20 protein-coding genes and 3 pseudogenes are annotated in these 21,090 nt (G+C 35.6%); 12 read left to right on the top strand and 11 right to left on the bottom strand.

Annotated features, from left to right (window positions below; translation table 11 throughout):
* Positions 1 to 55 precede the first annotated feature (55 nt).
* Positions 56 to 613, bottom strand: coding sequence for a hypothetical protein (locus QNJ66_RS22565; RefSeq protein WP_300510892.1), 558 nt, complete (start codon positions 611 to 613; stop codon positions 56 to 58).
* On the opposite strand from QNJ66_RS22565, the gene QNJ66_RS22560 reads away from it, so the two are divergent.
* Positions 599 to 763, top strand: coding sequence for a hypothetical protein (locus tag QNJ66_RS22560; RefSeq protein WP_300510891.1), 165 nt, complete (start codon positions 599 to 601; stop codon positions 761 to 763). The genes QNJ66_RS22565 and QNJ66_RS22560 overlap by 15 nt on opposite strands.
* Positions 764 to 924: 161 nt before the next feature.
* Here the strand turns inward: QNJ66_RS22560 and QNJ66_RS22555 are convergent, their stop codons facing one another.
* A complete protein-coding gene (locus QNJ66_RS22555; RefSeq protein WP_300510890.1) occupies positions 925 to 1,227 on the bottom strand; it encodes a hypothetical protein in 303 nt (100 codons plus the stop codon).
* A 40-nt stretch (positions 1,228 to 1,267) separates the two neighbouring features.
* On the opposite strand from QNJ66_RS22555, the gene QNJ66_RS22550 reads away from it, so the two are divergent.
* Both QNJ66_RS22550 and QNJ66_RS22545 read left to right on the top strand, forming a co-directional pair.
* A complete protein-coding gene (locus tag QNJ66_RS22550) occupies positions 1,268 to 1,546 on the top strand; it encodes a BrnT family toxin (RefSeq protein ID WP_300510889.1) in 279 nt (92 codons plus the stop codon).
* Positions 1,527 to 1,760: a hypothetical protein gene (locus tag QNJ66_RS22545; protein WP_300510888.1), complete on the top strand. Its 234-nt coding sequence runs from the start codon at positions 1,527 to 1,529 to the stop codon at positions 1,758 to 1,760. Before QNJ66_RS22550 ends, QNJ66_RS22545 begins: the two co-directional genes overlap by 20 nt.
* A 133-nt stretch (positions 1,761 to 1,893) precedes the next feature.
* On the opposite strand, the gene QNJ66_RS22540 is transcribed toward QNJ66_RS22545, so the two are convergent.
* Complete coding sequence (locus QNJ66_RS22540) at positions 1,894 to 2,664, bottom strand: nuclear transport factor 2 family protein (protein ID WP_300510887.1); 771 nt, start codon at positions 2,662 to 2,664, stop codon at positions 1,894 to 1,896.
* A gap of 74 nt (positions 2,665 to 2,738) precedes the next feature.
* Here QNJ66_RS22540 and murG point away from each other — a divergent pair, with 74 nt between their 5' ends.
* On the top strand, positions 2,739 to 3,785 hold the full coding sequence (gene murG / locus QNJ66_RS22535) for an undecaprenyldiphospho-muramoylpentapeptide beta-N-acetylglucosaminyltransferase (RefSeq protein WP_300510886.1): 1,047 nt from the start codon (positions 2,739 to 2,741) through the stop codon (positions 3,783 to 3,785).
* A 1-nt stretch (position 3,786) separates the two neighbouring features.
* Here the strand turns inward: murG and QNJ66_RS22530 are convergent, their stop codons facing one another.
* The 5 genes and pseudogenes from QNJ66_RS22530 to QNJ66_RS22510 form a co-directional block, all read right to left on the bottom strand.
* Positions 3,787 to 4,701, bottom strand: coding sequence for a YihY/virulence factor BrkB family protein (locus tag QNJ66_RS22530; RefSeq protein WP_300510885.1), 915 nt, complete (start codon positions 4,699 to 4,701; stop codon positions 3,787 to 3,789).
* Positions 4,702 to 5,362: 661 nt separating this feature from the next.
* Positions 5,363 to 5,731, bottom strand: coding sequence for a hypothetical protein (locus QNJ66_RS22525; protein WP_300510884.1), 369 nt, complete (start codon positions 5,729 to 5,731; stop codon positions 5,363 to 5,365).
* A 180-nt stretch (positions 5,732 to 5,911) separates the two neighbouring features.
* A pseudogene (locus tag QNJ66_RS22520) lies at positions 5,912 to 6,484 on the bottom strand (transposase); the annotation flags it as partial.
* 192 nt (positions 6,485 to 6,676) lie between these two features.
* Positions 6,677 to 6,892: pseudogene (locus tag QNJ66_RS22515) on the bottom strand (IS66 family transposase); the annotation flags it as partial.
* Between the two features lie 216 nt (positions 6,893 to 7,108).
* Positions 7,109 to 10,609 (bottom strand): calcium-binding protein, encoded by a 3,501-nt coding sequence (locus QNJ66_RS22510; protein WP_300510883.1) that lies wholly within the window; start codon positions 10,607 to 10,609, stop codon positions 7,109 to 7,111.
* A gap of 505 nt (positions 10,610 to 11,114) precedes the next feature.
* On the opposite strand from QNJ66_RS22510, the gene QNJ66_RS22505 reads away from it, so the two are divergent.
* Together QNJ66_RS22505 and QNJ66_RS22500 are read left to right on the top strand one after the other, a co-directional pair.
* On the top strand, positions 11,115 to 11,369 hold the full coding sequence (locus tag QNJ66_RS22505; RefSeq protein WP_300510882.1) for a DUF4212 domain-containing protein: 255 nt from the start codon (positions 11,115 to 11,117) through the stop codon (positions 11,367 to 11,369).
* Between the two features lie 2 nt (positions 11,370 to 11,371).
* Positions 11,372 to 13,063 (top strand): sodium:solute symporter family protein, encoded by a 1,692-nt coding sequence (locus QNJ66_RS22500; protein WP_300510881.1) that lies wholly within the window; start codon positions 11,372 to 11,374, stop codon positions 13,061 to 13,063.
* A 37-nt stretch (positions 13,064 to 13,100) separates the two neighbouring features.
* Here the strand turns inward: QNJ66_RS22500 and QNJ66_RS22495 are convergent, their stop codons facing one another.
* The 3 genes from QNJ66_RS22495 to QNJ66_RS22485 form a co-directional block, all read right to left on the bottom strand.
* Complete coding sequence (locus tag QNJ66_RS22495) at positions 13,101 to 13,640, bottom strand: DUF4334 domain-containing protein (protein ID WP_300510880.1); 540 nt, start codon at positions 13,638 to 13,640, stop codon at positions 13,101 to 13,103.
* 67 nt (positions 13,641 to 13,707) lie between these two features.
* Positions 13,708 to 14,886, bottom strand: a complete 1,179-nt coding sequence (locus tag QNJ66_RS22490; RefSeq protein WP_300510879.1) for a cysteine desulfurase family protein — start codon at positions 14,884 to 14,886, stop codon at positions 13,708 to 13,710.
* 61 nt (positions 14,887 to 14,947) lie between these two features.
* Positions 14,948 to 15,328, bottom strand: coding sequence for a hypothetical protein (locus QNJ66_RS22485; protein ID WP_300510878.1), 381 nt, complete (start codon positions 15,326 to 15,328; stop codon positions 14,948 to 14,950).
* A gap of 237 nt (positions 15,329 to 15,565) precedes the next feature.
* Here QNJ66_RS22485 and QNJ66_RS22480 point away from each other — a divergent pair.
* From QNJ66_RS22480 to QNJ66_RS22455, 6 genes and pseudogenes are all read left to right on the top strand, one after another.
* Positions 15,566 to 16,747: pseudogene (locus tag QNJ66_RS22480) on the top strand (transposase); the annotation flags it as partial.
* Positions 16,748 to 16,889: 142 nt separating this feature from the next.
* Positions 16,890 to 17,015 (top strand): hypothetical protein, encoded by a 126-nt coding sequence (locus QNJ66_RS22475; protein WP_300510877.1) that lies wholly within the window; start codon positions 16,890 to 16,892, stop codon positions 17,013 to 17,015.
* Complete coding sequence (locus tag QNJ66_RS22470; RefSeq protein WP_300510876.1) at positions 16,996 to 17,316, top strand: CU044_2847 family protein; 321 nt, start codon at positions 16,996 to 16,998, stop codon at positions 17,314 to 17,316. Before QNJ66_RS22475 ends, QNJ66_RS22470 begins: the two co-directional genes overlap by 20 nt.
* Positions 17,317 to 17,335: 19 nt before the next feature.
* Entirely contained in the window at positions 17,336 to 18,715 is a 1,380-nt protein-coding gene (locus tag QNJ66_RS22465) for a trypsin-like peptidase domain-containing protein (protein WP_300510875.1), read from the top strand.
* On the top strand, positions 18,700 to 19,677 hold the full coding sequence (locus QNJ66_RS22460) for a MoxR family ATPase (RefSeq protein ID WP_300510874.1): 978 nt from the start codon (positions 18,700 to 18,702) through the stop codon (positions 19,675 to 19,677). Before QNJ66_RS22465 ends, QNJ66_RS22460 begins: the two co-directional genes overlap by 16 nt.
* Before the next feature lie 59 nt (positions 19,678 to 19,736).
* Positions 19,737 to 21,029 (top strand): hypothetical protein, encoded by a 1,293-nt coding sequence (locus tag QNJ66_RS22455; protein WP_300510873.1) that lies wholly within the window; start codon positions 19,737 to 19,739, stop codon positions 21,027 to 21,029.
* Positions 21,030 to 21,090 lie beyond the last annotated feature (61 nt).

The raw sequence follows: 21,090 nt of genomic DNA, 5'->3' as shown, positions 1-21,090 counted from the left end.
GGTATTGCCCACCTTACTGATATATGATAGAGAATAGAACTTACATAGTTATAATCTAGCTATAAAAAACAAAATGAATTATTATATCTAATACAGCACATAACATAGATAATGTTAATGTAATAACAGCTTGTCTTAAAGCTTTTTGTCTTATCTGTAAAAATTTGTTTAAATCTTCAATAGTATATTTCCAAATATTGATAATTATGGATTCTTTATATTGTGTAGTTGTTCCTTTTTCTGCTTGTGAAAGTAAATTTTCTGGCTTAATAACTAATCGAATAGATTCTTTGTTATAGCCTTTCCATAAGCAAATAGTAATCGATGTTATACTAAATATATAAGCTAAGGTTTTAAAAATAAAGCATGAATAACATGGTAAAGGTTCCATATTTTCACTAATCATAACAGCAAAAGATGGGCTAGGTAAATCAGTTATAAAAAAGTGTATATATGTCACTTCAGCAGCAGTAAGTAATCTTAAGTTATTAGTCACTTCATTAAGATTTGCTCTGAGAATATCAATCGACTTTTCCAAATAATCATAAATTAATGCTATATTATTATCATAGTCTTGATTATTGGGAGAATCAGAATCATGGGTGATCGTCAAAATAAGCAGCCTCCTGAGCAACTAGAGAAAAAGAATATCAAAGATAAGGGTAAGAATGAATTAGAGGGAAATTCAGTAAAATCGGAAAAGCCAAAAAAGTCTCAAAATCCAATCTTCTTTGATATAAATCAAACGATTACCATAGAATAATTTATTTAATGATAGTCTATTTTATTTTCTAAAAATCTAAAAACATTAAGAAAATTTTCTATATGCTCATAAATAAATGCTATGTTATTAGCATTATGTTTGTGTATTGAAAATAAATATAAATAAAATCATCGTAGTTTTATTTGAAAATTGATGTTTTATTAATTAAATCTGCTAACTTCTTCTTGTACAAGTTCTAAGGGAAGCTTTAAGATTTTAGCAATTTTTTCTATAGTTAAACCTTCTTTGATTAATTCAGGAGCAGCTTCTAATTTTGCTTCTAGTTTAATTTTATCTTGTTGACTATTATTATCCGATAACCCTGTACAAATATTTCCTCTGTAAATTTGTACACTATTTATAACATCACCATTAGAAAAATTAGAGTAATAATATCTTTGTAAACTGGACTTTATATTAGACTTATTAACTTCATTAGAGTTGGTGGGCTTTGAATGCAGCACAATGTAAATTAAATATGTATAATGAATATGGCAAAATCAAATGAGTTTCACTTTTGAGTGGGATGATCAACGAGAAGCCAAAAATAAAGCAAAACATGGTGTAGACTTTAGCACGGCTCAATATGCCTTTTTTGATGAAAACCGTTTGATTGTCCATGATGCTAAGCACAGCGAATCAGAAGAACGTTGGTTTTGTATTGGCAAGGTGAATGACCGTGTTTTAACAGTGCGTTTTACTTATCGATGTGAAGTTATTCGGATATTTGGTGCAGCCGAATGGCGAAAATGGAGGCAATTTTATGAACAACAAAATCCCTGATCCGGCCGAACCTATTGGAGAGGTTACAATTGTTAAAGATTTTTTACCACCCCCAGAAGAATTGATACCCAAAAAAACAACGGTACGGGTAACAATGGAGTTTACTAAGGAGAGTATTGAGTTCTTTAAACGTGAAGCTAAACGTAATAACGCATCTTATCAAACTATGATCCGAAATCTTGTAGACATCTATGCTAAACAACAGCAACAATAATCACTCATTAGTCACCTGAGTTTGACATAAGGAAATTGATAGAGAATTGGTAAAATTGACAAGTCTCAAACCCTAATGATTTCCTTGCTAAAATTATAACTCCGAACTCCGAACTCCTAACACCGAACTCAGGTTAGTCAATAATTCTGACACGATGAGTCACCATAGTAATACCTTCGCTACGGACTAAAATAGCAGAAAGCCAACGATTTTGTGGTTCTTCAACAGCAGAAACTCGTTTAAATAATCCTCCAGATTGTAACAATTCTAGCTGCATATTAGAGGGATCTAAATAGCGATCGCTGTCAACTTTTTCTAACATTGCCATTCCTGCTAATAACTCATCTCTGAGAGGTTCATTGACGATAACATCAAAATCAAACTCTTCTCCAACTTTCACAGTTTCTGGCACATTTACGGTGACTTCTGGGGGATTTTCTCCAGAGGTTAATCTGGTTTCTTCGCTTAAGATTTCTTGACGAATCAATTGATTTCTCTGGAAAGTTTGACGGGATTTAATTTTGGCTTCTAGTTGAATTTTTCGCCCTCCTTGTTGACTATTTCCTGTCACAGTTGTTAAGGTTTCAGCTACCCAACCGCTACCTTGTTTTTCCCAAGATAATAATTCTGTTGTATAGTTTAAATCGGGATAATCTTTCCACAATGCTTTTAAGCTTTCGGTAAACTCATCTAAGATTAACCCATCAGCCGTTACATATTGGTCACTATATAATGATTGAATGCGATCTATGTCTTGTCTATTAGCTGCTGCATCGATTTGCGCAATTAGGGCTTTTAATTCAACCGGTGCAGTGTCAGGACTTTCTGCACGGAGGGTTAAATGAGTGCCTAAGCTTATTCCGAAACCAATTATAACAGAGAGGAACCAATGGCGATACATCATGCGTCTACCTTGTGTGAACTATCCTGATTAACCATACAGGATTTTCGCTTTATTATAACGATTATTTTGTTTTTATGGCACGTTTATTGATCGCAGCAAGTGGCACCGGTGGTCATGTTTTTCCTGCTTTGGGAGTGGCTGAAAAATTACCAGATTATGAAATTCAATGGTTAGGAACCCCTAACCGTCTTGAACAGAGTTTAATCGGCGATCGCTATCCTTTTCATACTATATCAGTTGAGGGTTTTCAAACTCGTTCTCCTCTGAAAAAGTTACAAATTTTATTGGGTTTAGTTAACTCAGTTTTTGTAGTAAAAAAAATAATTAAAGAAGAAAAAATAGATGTAGTTTTTACAACTGGTGGGTATATTGCAAGTCCTACTATTTTAGCTGCTAAGTTATCAGGAATTCCTGCTATTATTCACGAAGCAAATTATATTCCTGGCAAGGTTACTAAACTATTGAGTCGCTTTTGTCATACGGTTGCTTTAGGGTTTAAAGGTACTCAAAAATATTTACCTAATATCTCTACTCTTTGGGTTAGTACCCCTGTGCGATCGCAGTTTTATACTCCTCAATCTTTAGACTTAAAAATACCTGATAATGTGCCTTTAATTGTTATTGTCGGGGGTTCTCAAGGTGCAGTTTCTGTCAATCAATTAGTTCGTCAATGTGTTCCAGAGTGGTTAGAAATGGGTGCTTATGTGGTACATTTAACAGGAAAAAATGACCCTGATGCTGACAGTTTTCAACACCCTCCATATATTTCTTTACCCTTCTATGATAACATGGCGGGATTATTACAAAGAGCAGATTTAGCGGTGAGTCGTGCCGGTGCCGGAACTTTAACAGAATTAGCAATTACTAAAACTCCTGCTGTCTTAATTCCTTATCCTTTTGCAGCAGAAGATCATCAATCTTTTAATGCTCAAGTGTTTGTTGAAGGAGAGGCAGCTTATTGTTATCAACAGAAAGAATTAACTGAAGAAAAACTAAGAAATTTAGTTATAAATTTACTTAAAAATCCTGATGAATTGCGAAAAATGTCTCAAAATACTTCAAGTTTAGCTGTTATAGATAGTGCGGATAAATTAGCTAAGTTAATTAAAAAAGCTGTCTAATTTATTTATCTTTTCTACTACCAAATAAATGGGTATAAACATAAGTAAATTCGCAACCTAAAAGAAAAATTTGGCAGTTGAGAAATATCCATAATAAAAGTACCATAAATCCCCCAATAATGCCATAAGCTCGAAACTGTTCGCCAATACGAATCACCTCTTTACTAACTAAACTTTGAAGTAGAAAAAATAAGCTAACTGCTAATAAAGAACCTATCCAAATATCACTCCATTTTACTTTAGTTCCAGGGAGGGTTTTATAGAGAAACATAATAACAGAAGTTAGGAGGAAATAAGTGACACCCAGTTGTAAACTATTCCATAAAAAAGCTTCGTCAAGTCGAACCCAAGTAATTGCTTCTTCGACATTAATAATGGTTTTTACAAACACTTTTAAAGCAATATTAGACAATAAAGAAACTAACATTAAAGCAGTGGAACTCAATACCAAAAGGAAGGCAATAATTTGATTTTTTATAAAATTAATAATTGTCCAAAACCAGCCATTTTGACTATACTGACGATGATAAACTTTCCATATTTTATCAACATCACGACTCAAAGCGAGAAAAATACGACTTGCTGTAATAAATAGAATAGAAAAACCAATAATTCCTGCACCCAAACTACTTGTATTTAATTGGAGTAAGGTACTTTCTACGATACGATATGCTTCTATGGGTAAAGCGGTTTTAGCAAAGATTAAAATTTGAGTATAAGCGTTGGTATCAGGTCCAAGAATTAAACCGGTTATACTTAGAATGACCAGCAAGATAGGAAATAGGGAAAAAATAGCATAATAGGATAATGCTGCACCCATTTCTATGCAGTCGTCTTGTTGCCATTTGATAAGGGTACGGGTAAATAATTGTATTATTTTTGATGATAGGATGCGGTTTTGGACAAATTCAATCACGGTTATCTTGTTAAAAATTTATGATAAATAATGAGATTATCTTATTCATTTTATCTATAGATTAGGTAAAATTTAAACTTAAGTCAATAATTTTTTTAAATAGACTGGTTGATTATTTTTTTGTTCCAAAATCATTAATTTATCTTTTTGTGATGAAGCTTTAGATTTTACTTTTGCTTGCTTTTTTTGTTTCTGTTTTCTAGGATTTTGTGATGGTATTCTATTTCTTTTATACACAACATATCCGATTTTTTTAATAGATTCATGGTTAGTTTTATACTTATTAAAATAGTATGTTTCTTTAATTTTAGTTAATAGAGAATACAATTTTTCATCTTTAAAAGTTTGTGTAAGTTGCTGTTTACCTTATTCAACTTCACTACTTTTTAATTCTATCCAAAGTTCGAGTGATTTATCCGGAATAATAATTAGATAATCACATTTTTTAGGTTCATCTCCTGTTATAAAATTCACTTATCGTAGTTTTTTGAATAAACATTTATCTAGATTAACTTCAATAACAATTATTGAATCTTTATTATCATTAATTAGTTCAAATTTTACTTTATTTTCAGTAAAAAAACTTGATTGCTTGGGAGATAACTTTTTTTGAGTGAAACATTCTTTTAGTTTTTCTAATTGATTCTCAGATAACATTAATTTATTCTTCTCCTAATTCTAAGTCAACTAATTTATCAAAAATATATCCTATTTCGTCAGATATTTCATCAATAATATTTTCATCTATAAGTCTATTTTCTTCATCTATTATGCTTCTAAGTTCTCCATTTTCTAACGTATAAACGCCAAAGTCTTCTATGTCTAAGATTTTATCTTCAGAGACAATAGAATATAATTTTTTAAGTTCTTTGGGTTTATTACCTCTTTCTGCTATTTTTTTTCTAGCGTTTCCTGCTTGAATCAAATTATTAAAAGCAGTTAAAATATAAGGACTATGGGTTGTGATAAAAAAGCCATTTTTTTGCTCAGTTAAATTAAATACTAAGCTAAATAATTCGTAACTGCTCACCGCAACAAGAAAGCATTATTAAAAGGCACGATAAGCAACATCAATTGAGGAATAAAAAAACAATCCTAGAATGAAAAAATGAATGAATTTGGCTTAGTTCTCTGGTTGATATAGAGAACTAAGCTAATCTCCTCCGTTGGTTCTGGAGGTGGAAAAATCCCCCCATCGGCTCCTGTCCGTTTACATCTCTAATCCTGGTGGACTACGACCAGCTAATGATAATAATTCGCACAATTGGGTAATAGCATTATTTCCCTGTAACCTCATTGTTTCCAAAAAACTGAACATTTGAGTGACTAACTCGGCTCCCCAGTCGCTTCTGGCTCCCCCACTAACTTTGCGGTGAATAACAATGGGACGTAAGGCTCTCTCGGCATCATTATTATCGGGTTTAACTTCAGGATGAGTCAAAAAAGTGAACCACTCGTCCCAATGTCGTTTGAGACGGTTAATCAATCTTTGTGCGTCATAAGGCCATCCTTTTTTGGGAGTTGCCTTAAAAATCTCTTGCAGTAAGTTCTCGACTTCAGTTCTTTTAGAGCTTAACTCTGAGAGGTTTAAAATTCCTGCATGATAATGACGATGAGCCATACGAGCTTTCCCTAAAACCAATTGCACATCATGGGCAAACTGCCGATTCCCCTGAAACCGACTGGTTTTCAGGGACTCTAACTCTCGTTCTAGATGGGCCAGACACTTCTGTTTAGCGTAAGCACTTTGTCGAAAGTAGGCACTATAGCAATCACTGGTCAAAGGATTGCAGATTGCAGAGGGCAGATTGTAGATTGACCCCTGCTTAAAAGACAGGGGGCAAGGGAAAAGTAGATTGTAGATTTTTGATTTATTGTAGATTTTTGAGGGTAGATTGTAGATTTACCCATGTTTAAAAACAAGGGCTTGTTCTTACTCAATCTCCAATCTCCAATCTCCAATCTCCAATTTTTTGTCACGGTTTTTTAGCTTATCTCTCTCTTCTTTCAATTTTTCAATCTCTTGTTGTTGTGCAGAGATTTGTTGGTCTTTGTTCTCAATCAGTCGTTGTTGAAGGGATAACTGTTGTTGCACCTTGACTAGCCACTCAACCATGAACACATTGGTCGCTAACTGTTCATCAGCGACGGCTCTAACTAGCTCTGAATCAATGGCAGCATTGGTTATCATAACTCCTAATATACATAAAAATCCTCGATTTTACCTCTATGTTGTCAAGAGAGATTCTTTATTGCGGTGAGCAGTTACCTAATTAACTCCTAATCATTACACGAAAAATTCTACTATAGCACTACCTATTATAAAATTGTAAAATGAAAAACCCCTAACTTTGAAGAAGTTAGGGTTTTTAAATCGATCAAGGATCAAGTTTTGTTAGCGAGATGATTAAGCAATAACAAACGAAGAATCACTAATATTTAAGTCAGCAGAAACATCCTCAATAATAGCAATCAGTTCTCGTCTCGCTGTTACTCCTGGATCGTACATCAAAGCAGCATTAATGTTTCCTGATGAGGTTGTATACAGATCCAGTTGATAAAAATCAATGGAATCATATAATTGAATGAAGTCCTCACTAGCATTAAAATCTGTAATTAAAGCATAATCATATTTACCCAAGGAAACAGCATTACCATCATCATAATAGACTTGGGTTTTGTCTCCTAAAATAAAGCGATCGCTACCGGAACCCCCTGTTAAAGTATCTCGTTCAAAGGTTCCACCGGTGTTTGAAGAGACACCATTGATAATGTCATCTCCCGTACCACCATCTAAGTTATCGTTACCTAAACCACCAAAAACAGTGTCATCACCGTCTCCTGCGGTAATAGTATCATTACCTTCTCCACCAGTAATGAGATCATCATCGTCTCCACCATCTAAGTTATCGTTACCTAAACCACCAGAAATTGTATCCTCACCTTGATCTCCAGAGATAGTATCATTACCATCTCCACCAGAAACAGTATCATCACCCTCTCCTGCGGTAATAGTATCGTTACCCTCTTCACCAGTAATGAGATCATCATCGTCTCCACCATCTAAGTTATCGTTACCTAAACCACCAGAAATTGTGTCCTCACCTTGATCTCCAGAGATAGTATCGTTACCGTCTCCACCAGAAACAGCATCATCTCCCTCTCCTGCGGTGATGTTATCGTTACCTAAACCACCAGAAACGGTATCATCACCGTCTCCTGCGGTAATAGTATCATTACCCTCTTCACCAGTAATGAGATCATCATCGTCTCCACCATCTAAGTTATCGTCACCTAAACCACCAGAAATGGTATCCTCACCTTGATCTCCAGAGATAGTATCGTTACCGTCTCCACCAGAAACAGCATCATCACCTTCTCCTGCGGTAATAGTATCGTTATCTAAACCACCAGAAACAGTATCATCACCTTCTCCTGCGGTGATGTTATCGTTATCTAAACCACCAGAAACAGTATCATCACCTTCTCCTCCGTTGATAGTATCATCACCCTCTCCACCAGTAATGAGATCATCATCGTCTCCACCATCTAAGTTATCGTCACCTAAACCACCAGAAATTGTGTCCTCACCTTCATCTCCAGAGATAGTATCATTACCGTCTCCACCAGAAACAGCATCATCTCCCTCTCCTGCTGTGATGTTATCGTTACCTAAACCACCAAAAACAGTATCATCACCGTCTCCTGCGGTAATAGTATCGTTACCCTCTTCACCAGTAATGAGATCATCATCGTCTCCACCATCTAAGTTATCGTCACCTAAACCACCAGAAATGGTGTCCTCACCTTCATCTCCAGAGATAGTATCATTACCATCTCCACCAGAAACAGCATCATCTCCCTCTCCTGCGGTAATAGTATCGTTACCTAAACCACCAGAAACAGTATCATCACCGTCTCCTGCGGTAATAGTATCGTTACCCTCTTCACCAGTAATGAGATCATCATCGTCTCCACCATCTAAGTTATCGTCACCTAAACCACCAGAAATTGTGTCCTCACCTTGATCTCCAGAGATAGTATCGTTTCCGTATCCACCAGAAACATCATCATCTCCCTTTCCTGCGGTGATCTGATCGTGATCATCTACACCAAATAAACCAAGAAAAAAACCACCAGAAACAGTATCATCACCGTCTCCTGCGGTAATAGTATCGTTACCCCCTCCACCAGTAATGAGATCATCATCGTCTCCACCATCTAAGTTATCGTCACCTAAACCACCAGAAATGGTGTCCTCATCATCTCCACCATAAATAGTGTCATCACCCCCTAGTCCTGAAATATCATCATTACCTGCAAAACCATAAATCATATCGTTGCTATCTGTACCCACTAAAACATCATCGTCGTTTGTTCCTTCAATGATATTAGGAGGGGTAAAGACACCAATGAGAGAAGTATCCAAAACACTACCGGGTGTAGGAGCAGGGATACTCAAAGCATTCTTTGAAAAGATATATACATGACCGTCTCCCCATAGCGGTATAGTGACTACTTCTCTATTGCTGTTGATTAATGTCAAAGAGGATGCTGATACTTGATCTATGACAAAGATTCCGGGATCTAAACTTTCCAGAGGGGAAAAAATCTCATTGTAAAGACTTTCATAGTCATTTTCGCTATAGACAAAGGAAGAATCGCTTAATTCTAATTCTGGGTCAGCATTTTCGATAATACCGATTAATTCTCCTTTTGCTTCTACTCCAGAATCATAGACAATATCAGCTTTAATGATGCCATCATCGGTAGTGTAGAAGTCTAAACTATAGTTTTCGATTTCTCCATGAAGTTCGATGATATCTTCCCCAAGGGTAAAGTCACGAATTAACCCATAGTCATGTTCTCCAAAGCTGAGGGGATCATTATCATCATAATAAAGGTAATTTTCATCCCCTAAGACGAAAATATCTTGATTTTCTCCTCCTTCTAACATATCTTGTTCAGAAGATCCAAAACCCAATGTAGGATTAACTCCAATTAAGATATCGAGGCCATCTCCCCCAGAAATAATATCATTGCCATCATGACCGAAAATTAGATCGTTTCCTTCACCCCCATCAATGATGTCGTTTCCCTCATCACCAGAGATAGCATCATTACCGGTTAGTCCAAAGATAGCATCATTTCCCGATCGCCCATCAATAATATCGTTAAAGGTGGTTCCTGGGAGGGTGTCATTATCATTGGTGCCAATTATAATGATGTTAAACGAACTGATTATAGACGGAGGTGGATCTATGGTCTCTCCATCAGCAATGGTGTTTTCATTATTATTCTGATTACTATTTTCGATGTCAACAACAATGTTTTCTGGTGTGTTTTCAGTCTCAGAAACAGACTCAGTAACTATAGCAGTTTCTTGTTCGCTTGATACTCCTACTGTTGTCTGTTGACCATCGATATCGGAAACTTCTGAGTCACTTGGGGTATCTTCTAGGGGAGGATTAATATTATCTTCTTCATTATTAGGGATTGTATTTTCATTATTGTCTTGATCTGGAATTTCGTCATTTTCCAAATTACTATTTTCAGTGTAAGCAGTAGCATCTTGGGGTTTTTCTTCATTGTCACTTTCTTCAGTTTCAGGTTGCGGAGAAATTAGGCTAAAAACAATCTCTTTTAGTAGGGGGTGGGAACTATTTGGAAGAGTTCCTAAGTCATAAGCCTGGGGTTTGCTTGGAATTTCTTGAGGATTATTAACAAAGTCAAAAGTAAATTGATTGTCTTCGTTCCCTACGGTAAACAGACCATCAGCAACCTTAAAATTGATTGTCTGTGTATTGGTTTTTCTTACCTTTTGTCCTGTGATAAATATGGAATTTTCTCCATAAAACCTAGACCGGATATCAATTCCTACGATAACGGATGCGTCTTCTTTCGGCATAATTTTCTCTGCTTATAATCGATTAGTTGTTGTGTGATTGCACAAAAATTATGAGTTTAGGATTTAAGATGGTTTTGGTTAAGGAAAGGTAAAGAACAACAGAGACCTAACTCTTCATGGAAATTATTTAAGATTGTTACCCATTGATTCTAGCAGATTTATTTTTTATGGGACAAGGAAATTTTATTTTTTCTTTTTCAATATCTTAAGTCACAATTAAACCTGGAACTTTATTCACATTAATTAGTCATTTCATTTAACATTTATTATTCGTTTGGAAGTAGGCTTGAAACCTCTCCCAAACTTCTTTCTCCCTAAAGGGAGAGGCTTGAAACCAAAATGAAAGATGAAAGATGTGCGGAATGCACTGCCGCTTTCCACCTCGAATTCAATTCGAGGTGGGTCGGCAGTTCAATGTTTGGTCATTCCAAAAGAATATAATCTTTATATTTTACGCCATTACTATAGAATAGAATCTAATCTTAAGATTCTATTTTGAAAATAAATGAATAATGATAACCGTCGCACTTATTGGGGTGAAAACACCCGTTTAATTCGTACTTTGCTCATTATTTGGGCTGCTGTTTCTTTGGGTTGTAGCATTCTTTTGGTACAACCACTTAATACTATTATCTTGGGAAAAATTCCTTTTGGTTTTTGGATGGCGCAACAAGGATCAATTTTTATTTTTGTTATTTTAATCTTTGTTTATGCTGTGCAAATGGATAAATTAGATCGTAAGTTTAAAGGGAGAAAATAATTATGTCTGTTGAAGCTTGGACTACTATTTTAGTGATCATTTCTTTTATTATTTATCTATATATTGGTTGGCGTTCTCGGGTTAAGGATAGTAAAGGTTTTTTTGTTGCAGATCAAGGGGTTCCTGCTGTGGCAAATGGGGCAGCAACGGCAGCAGATTGGATGTCAGCAGCTTCTTTTATTTCTATGGCAGGATTAATCTCTTTTTTGGGCTACGATGGGTCTATCTATCTGATGGGATGGACAGGGGGTTTTGTCCTCTTGGCGTTACTTTTAGCCCCCTATTTACGGAAGTTTGGTAAATATACAGTCCCAGATTTTGTGGGCGATCGCTATTATTCAAACACTGCTCGTTTAGTAGCAGTATTTGCTGCTATTTTTGTTTCTTTAACTTATGTTGCCGGACAAATGAGAGGGGTAGGAATTGTGTTTAGTCGCTTCCTACAAGTGGATATTGGAACTGGTGTGATTATTGGCATGATTATTGTAGCTTTTTTTGCCATTTTAGGGGGCATGAAAGGCATTACTTGGACTCAGGTTGCACAATATACTGTTTTGATTATTGCTTACTTAATTCCTGCTATTGCTATCGCCTTAAAATTAACGGGTAATCCCATCCCACAACTAGCATTTACTTTTAGCGATATTGTTGAAAAATTAAACCAAATTCAGGTGGATTTAGGCTTTGCTGAATATACCCAACCTTTTGCCAGCAAATCTATGTTAGATGTGCTATTTATTACCATTGCTTTGATGGTTGGTACAGCAGGTTTACCCCATGTTATTGTTCGATTTTATACTGTTCCTAGTCCTAAAGCTGCTCGTTATTCTGCCGGTTGGGCATTACTATTTATTGCTATTTTATACACCACTGCTCCAGCCTTAGCTGGTTTTGCTCGTTATAATTTAATCGATACTTTACACAATAAAACGGTCGCTGAGATACAAGAATTGGATTGGGCAACAAAATGGGAAAATACTGGATTGCTGCAATTTGAAGATAAAAATAATAACGGAATTATCGAATTAATGCCCGATAAAGAAGCCAGTGAAATTACTATTGATCGAGATATTATTGTTCTCTCAACCCCCGAAGTTGCTAACTTAGCTCCTTGGGTTATTGCTTTAGTTGCTGCCGGTGGTTTAGCAGCAGCATTATCAACTGCATCAGGGTTACTTTTGGTAATATCTAGTTCCATCGCTCATGATGTTTATTATCGGATTATTAATCCCCAAGCGAGTGAGTCACAACGATTAATGGTAGGGCGAATAATGGTGGGTTTTGCCATTGCGATCGCTGGTTATTTTGGGGTTAATCCTCCTGGTTTTGTTGCCCAAGTTGTGGCTTTTGCTTTTGGATTAGCAGCAGCTAGTTTTTTTCCTGTTATTATCTTAGGAGTCTTTGATAAACGGACTAATAAAGAAGGGGCTATCGCTGGTATGATTATTGGTTTAGCTTTCACTACTTACTATATTATTGGGGTCAAATTTTTTGCTATGAATGCTTGGTTTTTTGGCGTATCTCCTGAAGGGATAGGTACAGTAGGAATGATATTAAATGTAGTAGTTACTCTCATTGTTTCTCGTTTAACACCTCCCCCACCCCCAGAAATTCAAGACTTAGTTGAAAATCTGCGATCGCCTGAAGATAGTCCCGTTGCTTTGGCTGATATTGGAGAAGAAGAATTAGATTAATGATCAGTGATCAGTTATCAGTTAGTCAGATAATATACTATTTACGCTCCAAAATGAAAAAGAAAGGTTGAGGATAAATTTTATAATCCATAATTCCTAATACTGTATTCTCATCTATCTTTCTGAAGGAATCGTTAATAGGTAAATAGTCATAAACCATTGTTGCTGTAACTTTTCCTCGATATTCCATCATTCTTAATCTAGCTTGAGAAACTTCTGTTTTCATCAGTTCATTAGTTAACATCAGTAAGGGTTTAAAGGAATTATTTTTTAACCAAGACATTTTGAAAACTAATTTCATACTATTGGCATTCGGTGCTACCTTAAAAATGTTCTGATTTTTATCTGAAAATAATAAAGGATGCACAGTTTCACTATCAACAAACTCTTTGCCGTACCAAGAGGATACTTCTAATAATCCATCCATAGGATGATTTGTATGTAGTCCAGATCCTTGCCAAAGACCTAGCATAAAATCTACATTTACAGGCTCAAGTTCGTCAAACCATTGTAACGCTTTTTCCGTGGTAGTTTGACCATTTTTTTTAATTAACTCGTAGTTTTCTAATGTTTCCATATTCTTAAAATTGACGACTAATTGCTATATGATAGCTCAATTTCCCAGATTAGAATCATCAGAAAGTTTACTTTGCAATAGCTAATTGTGGTATTAAACGGTTTAACACTTGTTTTAATACCATTGCTGTCCAATCAATATCTTCTAGGGTTGTTTCTTTTCCTAATGTTAAACGAATACCCCTTAACCCTTCTTTTTCCGAGTAACCCATGGCCGATAAAATCGGACTGGGACTTAATTTACCACTATGACAAGCAGAACCTGCACTAATAGCAATTCCGGCTAAATTCATCTGACGGACAATCATTTTTCCTGTAATTTTTTCCGTTTCACCTGTTTGCAAAGAGTTTTGAATTACAAAACTAATATGATGAGGAAGACGATATAATCTATCTCCTGTGGGAACCAAATAAGGACAATCCGCCATCAAATCAAAGAGGCGATCGCGTAATCCTATTAAGCGAGAACTTTCTTTTATCATCTCTGTGGCAGCTAATTCAGCAGCCAGTCCAAACCCTGCAATAATTGCCACTGCTTGGGTTCCTGAGCGTTTTTTGCCTTCTTGGCCACCACCCAAAACTAAGGGATCAATTTCGATTCCTGGACGCACATATAAGGCCCCGGCCCCTTGAACACCATAAATTTTGTGGGCAGAAAGGGATAATAAATCAATAGGTAGTCGTTGCAGATCAATTTTGACTCTTCCTGCGGTTTGTACTGCGTCGGTATGGAAGAGAATGCCATGATTACGAGCAATATTCCCTAATTCTTCAATGGGTTGCACGGTTCCTACCTCGCTTTGACCATGAATAATGGAAATAAGCACAGTATTCGATTGAATAGCAGCTTTTAAATGCAAAGGATTAATTCTCCCTTGACGATTCACCGGTAAGCGAGTAACTTCCCATCCTTGCGCTTCTAAACGGCGCACCGGTTCACTAATAGCTGGATGTTCAACACTAGAAATAATCAGATGTTGGGGTGTGCTATACTGCCCAGCAATACCTAAAATAGCCAGATTATCTGCTTCTGTTCCCCCCGATGTAAAAATAATCGATTCAGGATCAACTGCATTGAGAAGATAAGCAACTTGAGTCCTTGCCATTTCTAAACTCATAGCTGCCCGTTGTCCCCACTGATGCAGACTAGAGGGGTTTCCCCATTCTTCTGTGAGAATTTTTTTGACGTAATTAACCACCTCTGAACGAGGGGGAGTTGTTGCGCTATAGTCTAAATAAATTTGCATTATGGTCTCACAAGAATCTTGTTAGCTAGGAAGTAGTGATCTTAGGCAGTAGTAGTGTATTTTAATGGCCGGGTTTACATACATTATAATCTTCGTGGGAAACAACCGCTTCTGGGGTGAGAAAACTTCCATGATCCCGACAAATTAAGCGATAGTGTCTAGTCACAGGAATGCTAATAATAAAGCGATCGTGTCGTAGCCGTTTCCCGTGAAAACTGCGATAATCTTGTTGGTTAGCGAGTCCTTGAAGAATTTGACGGGCTTTAAGCACAACATTTTTAGGGAAGGGTTTTAAATTAATGGGATCTTTGTTAAAGGTTTCTTCCCAAGTATTTTTTTTGTTTTGTTTTTCCTGCCGGACCCTATCTTGTTGGGCGCAACGATGACACTTTTGACCATACCCTTTATGTCCACAGGGAAAATTCTTTTTTCGTCTTGACATAGTAACCTTTTATCCATAAAATGCTTGCTATTGTCCCGTATATCAACAATACAGGTTTAGATGATCCCCTCGCAAATAGATAGTGCTTGGTTAGGTTACAGAAAAACGCGGGCAGCGCAAAGCTCCCATCTTTCAAGTGGGAGATGTAGCGCAACACGGGTAATTTATTGCCCGTTAATATTCCTTAATAAGTGCTGTTATTTTTATTAAGTGTGTTATAATGATAGCATGATAACTATGACGTACGACTACAAACTCAAACCTAAAAAGTCTCAAGTCCAAAAGATTGAGATGTATCTTGAAACGTGCAGAAAAGTTTATAACTATGCACTTCGAGATAGAAAAGATTGGGTTAATAGTCGCAAGTCTCCTATCAATGCTTGTTCAATTCATTCTGAATATATCATTAGTCCAGATACTCCTAGACCTACCTATAATTCTCAGTGCAAATCTTTAACAGAAGCTAAGAAAACCTATCTTGAATTAAAAGAACCTCATTCCCAAATCCTACAACAGACCTTAAGAACTCTAGAGGCTGCTTTTGTCAATATGTGGGAAAGAGGTTTCGGGTTTCCTCGCTTTAAAAAGAAAATGAGAAGTTTTCTCTACCCATCAGTGAAACAAGAATGGGTAGGAGATGGTTGGGTAAAACTTCCTAAAATTGGGAAGGTTAATATGAGGATGTCTAGACCAATCAGAGATGGTTTTCTATTGAAACAAATTAGGGTAGTCAAACGAGCATCAGGGTATTTTGTCCAGTTAATTTATCAGTTAGCTGTTAATGTTCCTGAAACTCCTATACAGGGATATCCTTTAGGAGTAGATATCGGACTCGATTCTTATTTAGCTAATAGCGAGGGGGAATTAGTTAAAAGACCTCGGTTTTTTAATCAACTTTATGGCCAGTTGAAATCACTGCAAAAAAGATTAAAAAACAAGAAAAAGGGGTCTAATAATTGGCAAAAACTCCAAACTAAAATAGCTAGAATTTATCAAAAGATCCACGATACCAGAAAAGACTGGCATTTTAAACTAGCTCATCATTTGTGTGATCAAGCTGGAATGATATTTGTCGAAGATATTAACTTCAAAGCATGGGCTAAAGGAATGTTTGGCAAGCATACTAAGGATGCTAGTTTTGGTCAGTTTTTCCACATCTTAGCTTATGTCTGCTGGAAAAGAGATGTCTATTTTTTGAAAGTAGATAAAGATTATACCAGTCAAATTTGTCCTAATTGTAATACCCAAACAAGCAAAAAGAATCTATCAGATAGGATTCATAATTGTCCTTATTGTGGGTATCAAACAAATCGTGATGTAGCGGCTAGTCAAGTAATAAGAAATCGAGGTCTAGTAGCGGTCGGGCAGCCCGTGAATAAAAATGCGATGCAGCGCGGTCTTGGGGGTTTCCCCCATGAGTGACTGCATCAAGAAGCTTTCGGAGACGTTCTGTCGGGGTCAATTTCTGATTGGCTAGATAAGAGTCTGTGAGGAAAGAATCTCCTGATTTTAGCGTAGCGGAATCAGGAGAGTGTCAAAAATTAGGTTAGAGCAATCGGTAATGGAAGAACTAATGTTGTTACCAAGACAAGAAAGATTAAACTTAGTTAGAGAAGCGATAGCTCTGGCTTTAAACCAAAGAAAAGAAACCAAAAAAAGGAAAGAAAATGGGAAAAAAACTAATTAAATTAGAAGATGGAACCTTAGTAGAGGTAGAAGTACCAGGGGAGGAATTAGAACCAATATCAGGAGGTTTAGCCCAAAAAGTAAAAACAACATTTGACATGGTAGAACCATTGTTAGTCAATAGTTGTCGTCCTATAGTAAAAGCTTGGGAAAAATTAAATGAAGAAGTAATGGTAGAAGGAGCAGAAGTGGAAATAGGCTTAAGTTTTACAGGAGAAGGTAATCTTTATATAACTAAATCAACAGCCAGTGCCAATTTAAAAGTTAAATTGACCTTAAAACCGCAAAGAACTCAAGAATAAATAAAAGCAGGAAAAATAGATGATGACTCCAGAAAAGTTACAAGAATCCATAGTCTTAATAACCAGTAAAGAACCAGATAATAGCGGATTTGGGACGGGATTTGTGGTTAAAAGTCAATGGGGAATAAGTTATATAGTGACTTGCGCTCATGTAGTAACGGAAATAGGGGGGGAGGAATTTATACAAGTAGATGGAAAGTCGGGAATAGTAATAGTATCAGGAGAAGATACGGGATTAGATTTAGCAGTGGTGAGGGTGGAAGGATTAAAAAGAAAACTCTCTCTAAAGTTAGGAAAAGAAGGGGCTATGACCAAAGATTTTATGACAGCAGGATATCATGGGTTTCAGCAGTCTGGAACAGAGCAATTACAATATTTCCTAAAACCAAGTCAGGGAGAAATTGGAAATCCGGTGATTATTCAATCACAGTTTCTAGGGAAGAGAATACAAGGATGGGATTTGAATATTGTTGGAGAAAATGGGTTACAGAGAGGTTGTAGTGGTTCACCTATTGTTGAGCCGGAAAGTGGCGAAGTGATAGCAGTAGCTAGTCATCGTCAAGGTGAGAAAAAAGGACTGGCATTAGCAATAGAAGAATTAGAAAATATTTGGAAATTTGTAGATAGTGAAAAATTATATAAAACCTTAGTTAAGTTAGGCTATCAAAAGCAAGTGAAACTTTTTCAGAAACTAATTAAATCTGTTCAAACAGCAGCTTTATTAATTCATGGCCCCCCAGAATATGGTCAGAAATGGTTATTAAACTTATTATTGAAAAATCATTTAGAAGATCATGATTTGAGTCTATACGTAATTATAGAATTAGATCGTCGAGGACGAAAACTGGATAAAAGTGTTCTCACTAGAGAGCTTTGTCGACAGTTTCATGTAGATCCTAAGAAAGCAACTTTAGAAGAAATTGCCAAAAAAATTGAGCAATGCTTAGAAAGTAGAAATGTGATTATTATTTTTCATAATGTAGATTATGTGGGAGGAGAAAATTTGAGGAAGATTTTAGAAAAATTGTGGCAACCTCTATTAATGAATATTCAAAAGAAAGAAGAAGGTCTAAATAAGTTATTTTTCTTTTTAATTGATTATGAAGGAAAAATAGGAGAATCCACTCAATTATTTCAAGATAAAATTGAGAAAGCGAAAGAAGAGTATTATCAATTGAAAATTCCGAAACTCAAAGAATTTAGTGAAAGTGATTTGCTAAATTGGTCAACTTTTGAAAGAGAGGAATTACCAGAAGAATTAGTAGAAGAAATTGATGAAGAAGTGGACACATTTCTTGAAGAAACAGAAGGAGGGATTCCAGTCCTAACCCTAGATGAAATTTGCGCTCGTTGTGATTTGAATTGGTTTCAGGAGTCAAAAAAATGGCTGAGTTATTAAATTTAACCTATCGGGGAACAAAGCGACCATCAACTGAGGACATCGAGAAATTTAACGAAAAGACGGGACAAAAACTGTTGCCTTATTTACCGAGTAAAGAATTAGTAGAAGTGGTTAATTGGGCAATCAAATTGGAGCGTCCTTTACTATTAAAAGGAGAACCAGGTTGTGGCAAAACACAGTTAGCTTTAGCTGTCGTTTATGAGCTTAATTTACCCTTTGAACCTTGGTATATTAAGTCAACTTCTTCAGCAAAAGAGGGACTTTATACTTTTGATAATGTAGCACGATTACGAGATGCTCAATTAGCAGCATTAAGTCAAGTCCCCAATAAAGAACAGTCCCTTGAAGAGCGAGGTTTAAATCAAGAGGAAGACATGGAAAAGTATATTCAATTTGGTGCATTAGGAAAAGCCTTTCAGAACCAACAAAAAACTGTGGTCTTAATTGATGAAATTGATAAAGCTGATTTAGATTTTCCTAATGATTTACTATTAGAATTAGACCAAAAAATATTTGAGGTAAAAGAGAGAAAGACTAATGATAGTAAGAGATGGATTAAGGCTAAAAATGAGAATTGTCCTATTGTTTTCATTACCAGCAATGATGAAAAAGATTTACCAGATGCTTTTCTTCGTCGTTGCCTATTCCATTACTTAAAATTTCCTGATGAACAACAGTTGATTAAGATAATTGAAGCTCATTTAAGCCAGGAGAAAGAAAAGAATCAAGAGATAATTAAACAAGGAATTAAACGGTTTATCAAATTAAGAAACCAAATGGAAATCGATAAAGGAAAAAATAGAAAAAAAGTGAGTACCAGTGAGTTATTAGACTGGGTTAAACTAATAATAGAAGAACCATCAGAAAACATTGTACCGCAGTTAAAAGAGGGTAAACTTCCCTTTGCAGGAGTCTTATTAAAAAGTTATGATGATTGTCAAAAATATGGGATTAATTGATAATGGGTAATTTATTAATTTGCTTGAATTTTTACACTAATTAAGGGAGATGGTAATTAATGGATAATGAATATAGTATCAAACAAGGAGACTTGCCTTTATGGGAATTATTTAGTAGTTTACAAAAGGCTAAATTTCCATTAGGTATTGGCGAATATCAGTTACTCATAGAAGCCTTATCTAAGTTGACAGAGGAGGAAATTAAAGATATAGAAACTGTTAAACGACTTTGTTGTGCTTTATGGGTAAAATCTAACTCAGATCAGTTAAGATTTGAAACTTATTTTCAACAGTTTGTTTTAGAAACTATAGATGAAGATAGTATTATACCTGATGATGAAGATAGTCTTATACCTGATGATTCTAGCCCGATTTTAGTTAGAGAAGAATTATTAAAACAAAAGATTCTTAATTGGGGAAAAAATAGGTTGAACTGGAAAACAAGTTTAATATTTGTTGGAAGTTTATTATTCTTAGGATGGGGAACATTTAGTTTAATTCAAGAAAATGAAAATCGTAAAAAATCATTAGATAATCAGGTAAACACCATCCCAGATATACTTCCCTTACCAACCCCGTCACCTAATGGGACAAATTCTTCTAATACTCCTCAAGTAAATCCTAAAATTGAAGTTTCTGAAGTTGTAGAGACAGAACCATATTCTCATCATCCTTTATTGATAGGAATTTGCTTATTGATGGGAAGTAGTGGATTAATTTATGGAGTATTGTTATTGATTAAAACTGCCGTCAGACCGAAAATTATTTTGTCAAAAACCAGTAAAGTTATAGCTATTCTTCCTAATGAATTAACCCCTGATTATTTTCCCTTAACTTCACGGCAAATGAAACAAAGTTGGCGACAAGCGAGGTGTTTAGTTCGTCAAGGTACTTCAACTGAATTAGATGTAAATGGTACCGTTGTTGAAATTAGTCGTCAGGGATTTTTCTTACATCCCGTCATGATTCCTAAACGGGTTAATCGTACACAATTACTGCTCCTATTAGATTCATCAAAATTTATGCTTCCTTTTCAAAATTTTTGTTATCAATTAGCAAAAACAGCACAAGAATCAGGAAATTTTCAAAAAATTATGGTTAATTATTTTTCTCAATATCCTAAAATGAAAAAATCACAATTTTATTTTTATAAGGATAGTTTGGGTTGTGAAATTATTTCCTTAGAAACATTACTAACGGAACTGGATTTTAATTATGCAGGGGTGTTAATTATTAGTGAAGGAGGAGCGATGGAAGAAAATATTAATAAAAAGCGTTTAACCCATACCCTGAAGTTGATTGCTAAGTTAAAAGAGTATACTGACATCTTGCACCTTCAAATAAAATCCTAGTTTTGTTAGAGGCAGGAGTTGAAAGGCAGGAGGCAGAAGGAGTAATAGCTAGATATAATCT

The organism is Crocosphaera sp., assembly GCF_030064895.1.
Taxonomy (GTDB): domain Bacteria; phylum Cyanobacteriota; class Cyanobacteriia; order Cyanobacteriales; family Microcystaceae; genus Crocosphaera.
Note: the sequence above shows the minus strand (reverse complement) of the source record. Positions and strands in the feature narration are given on the sequence as shown.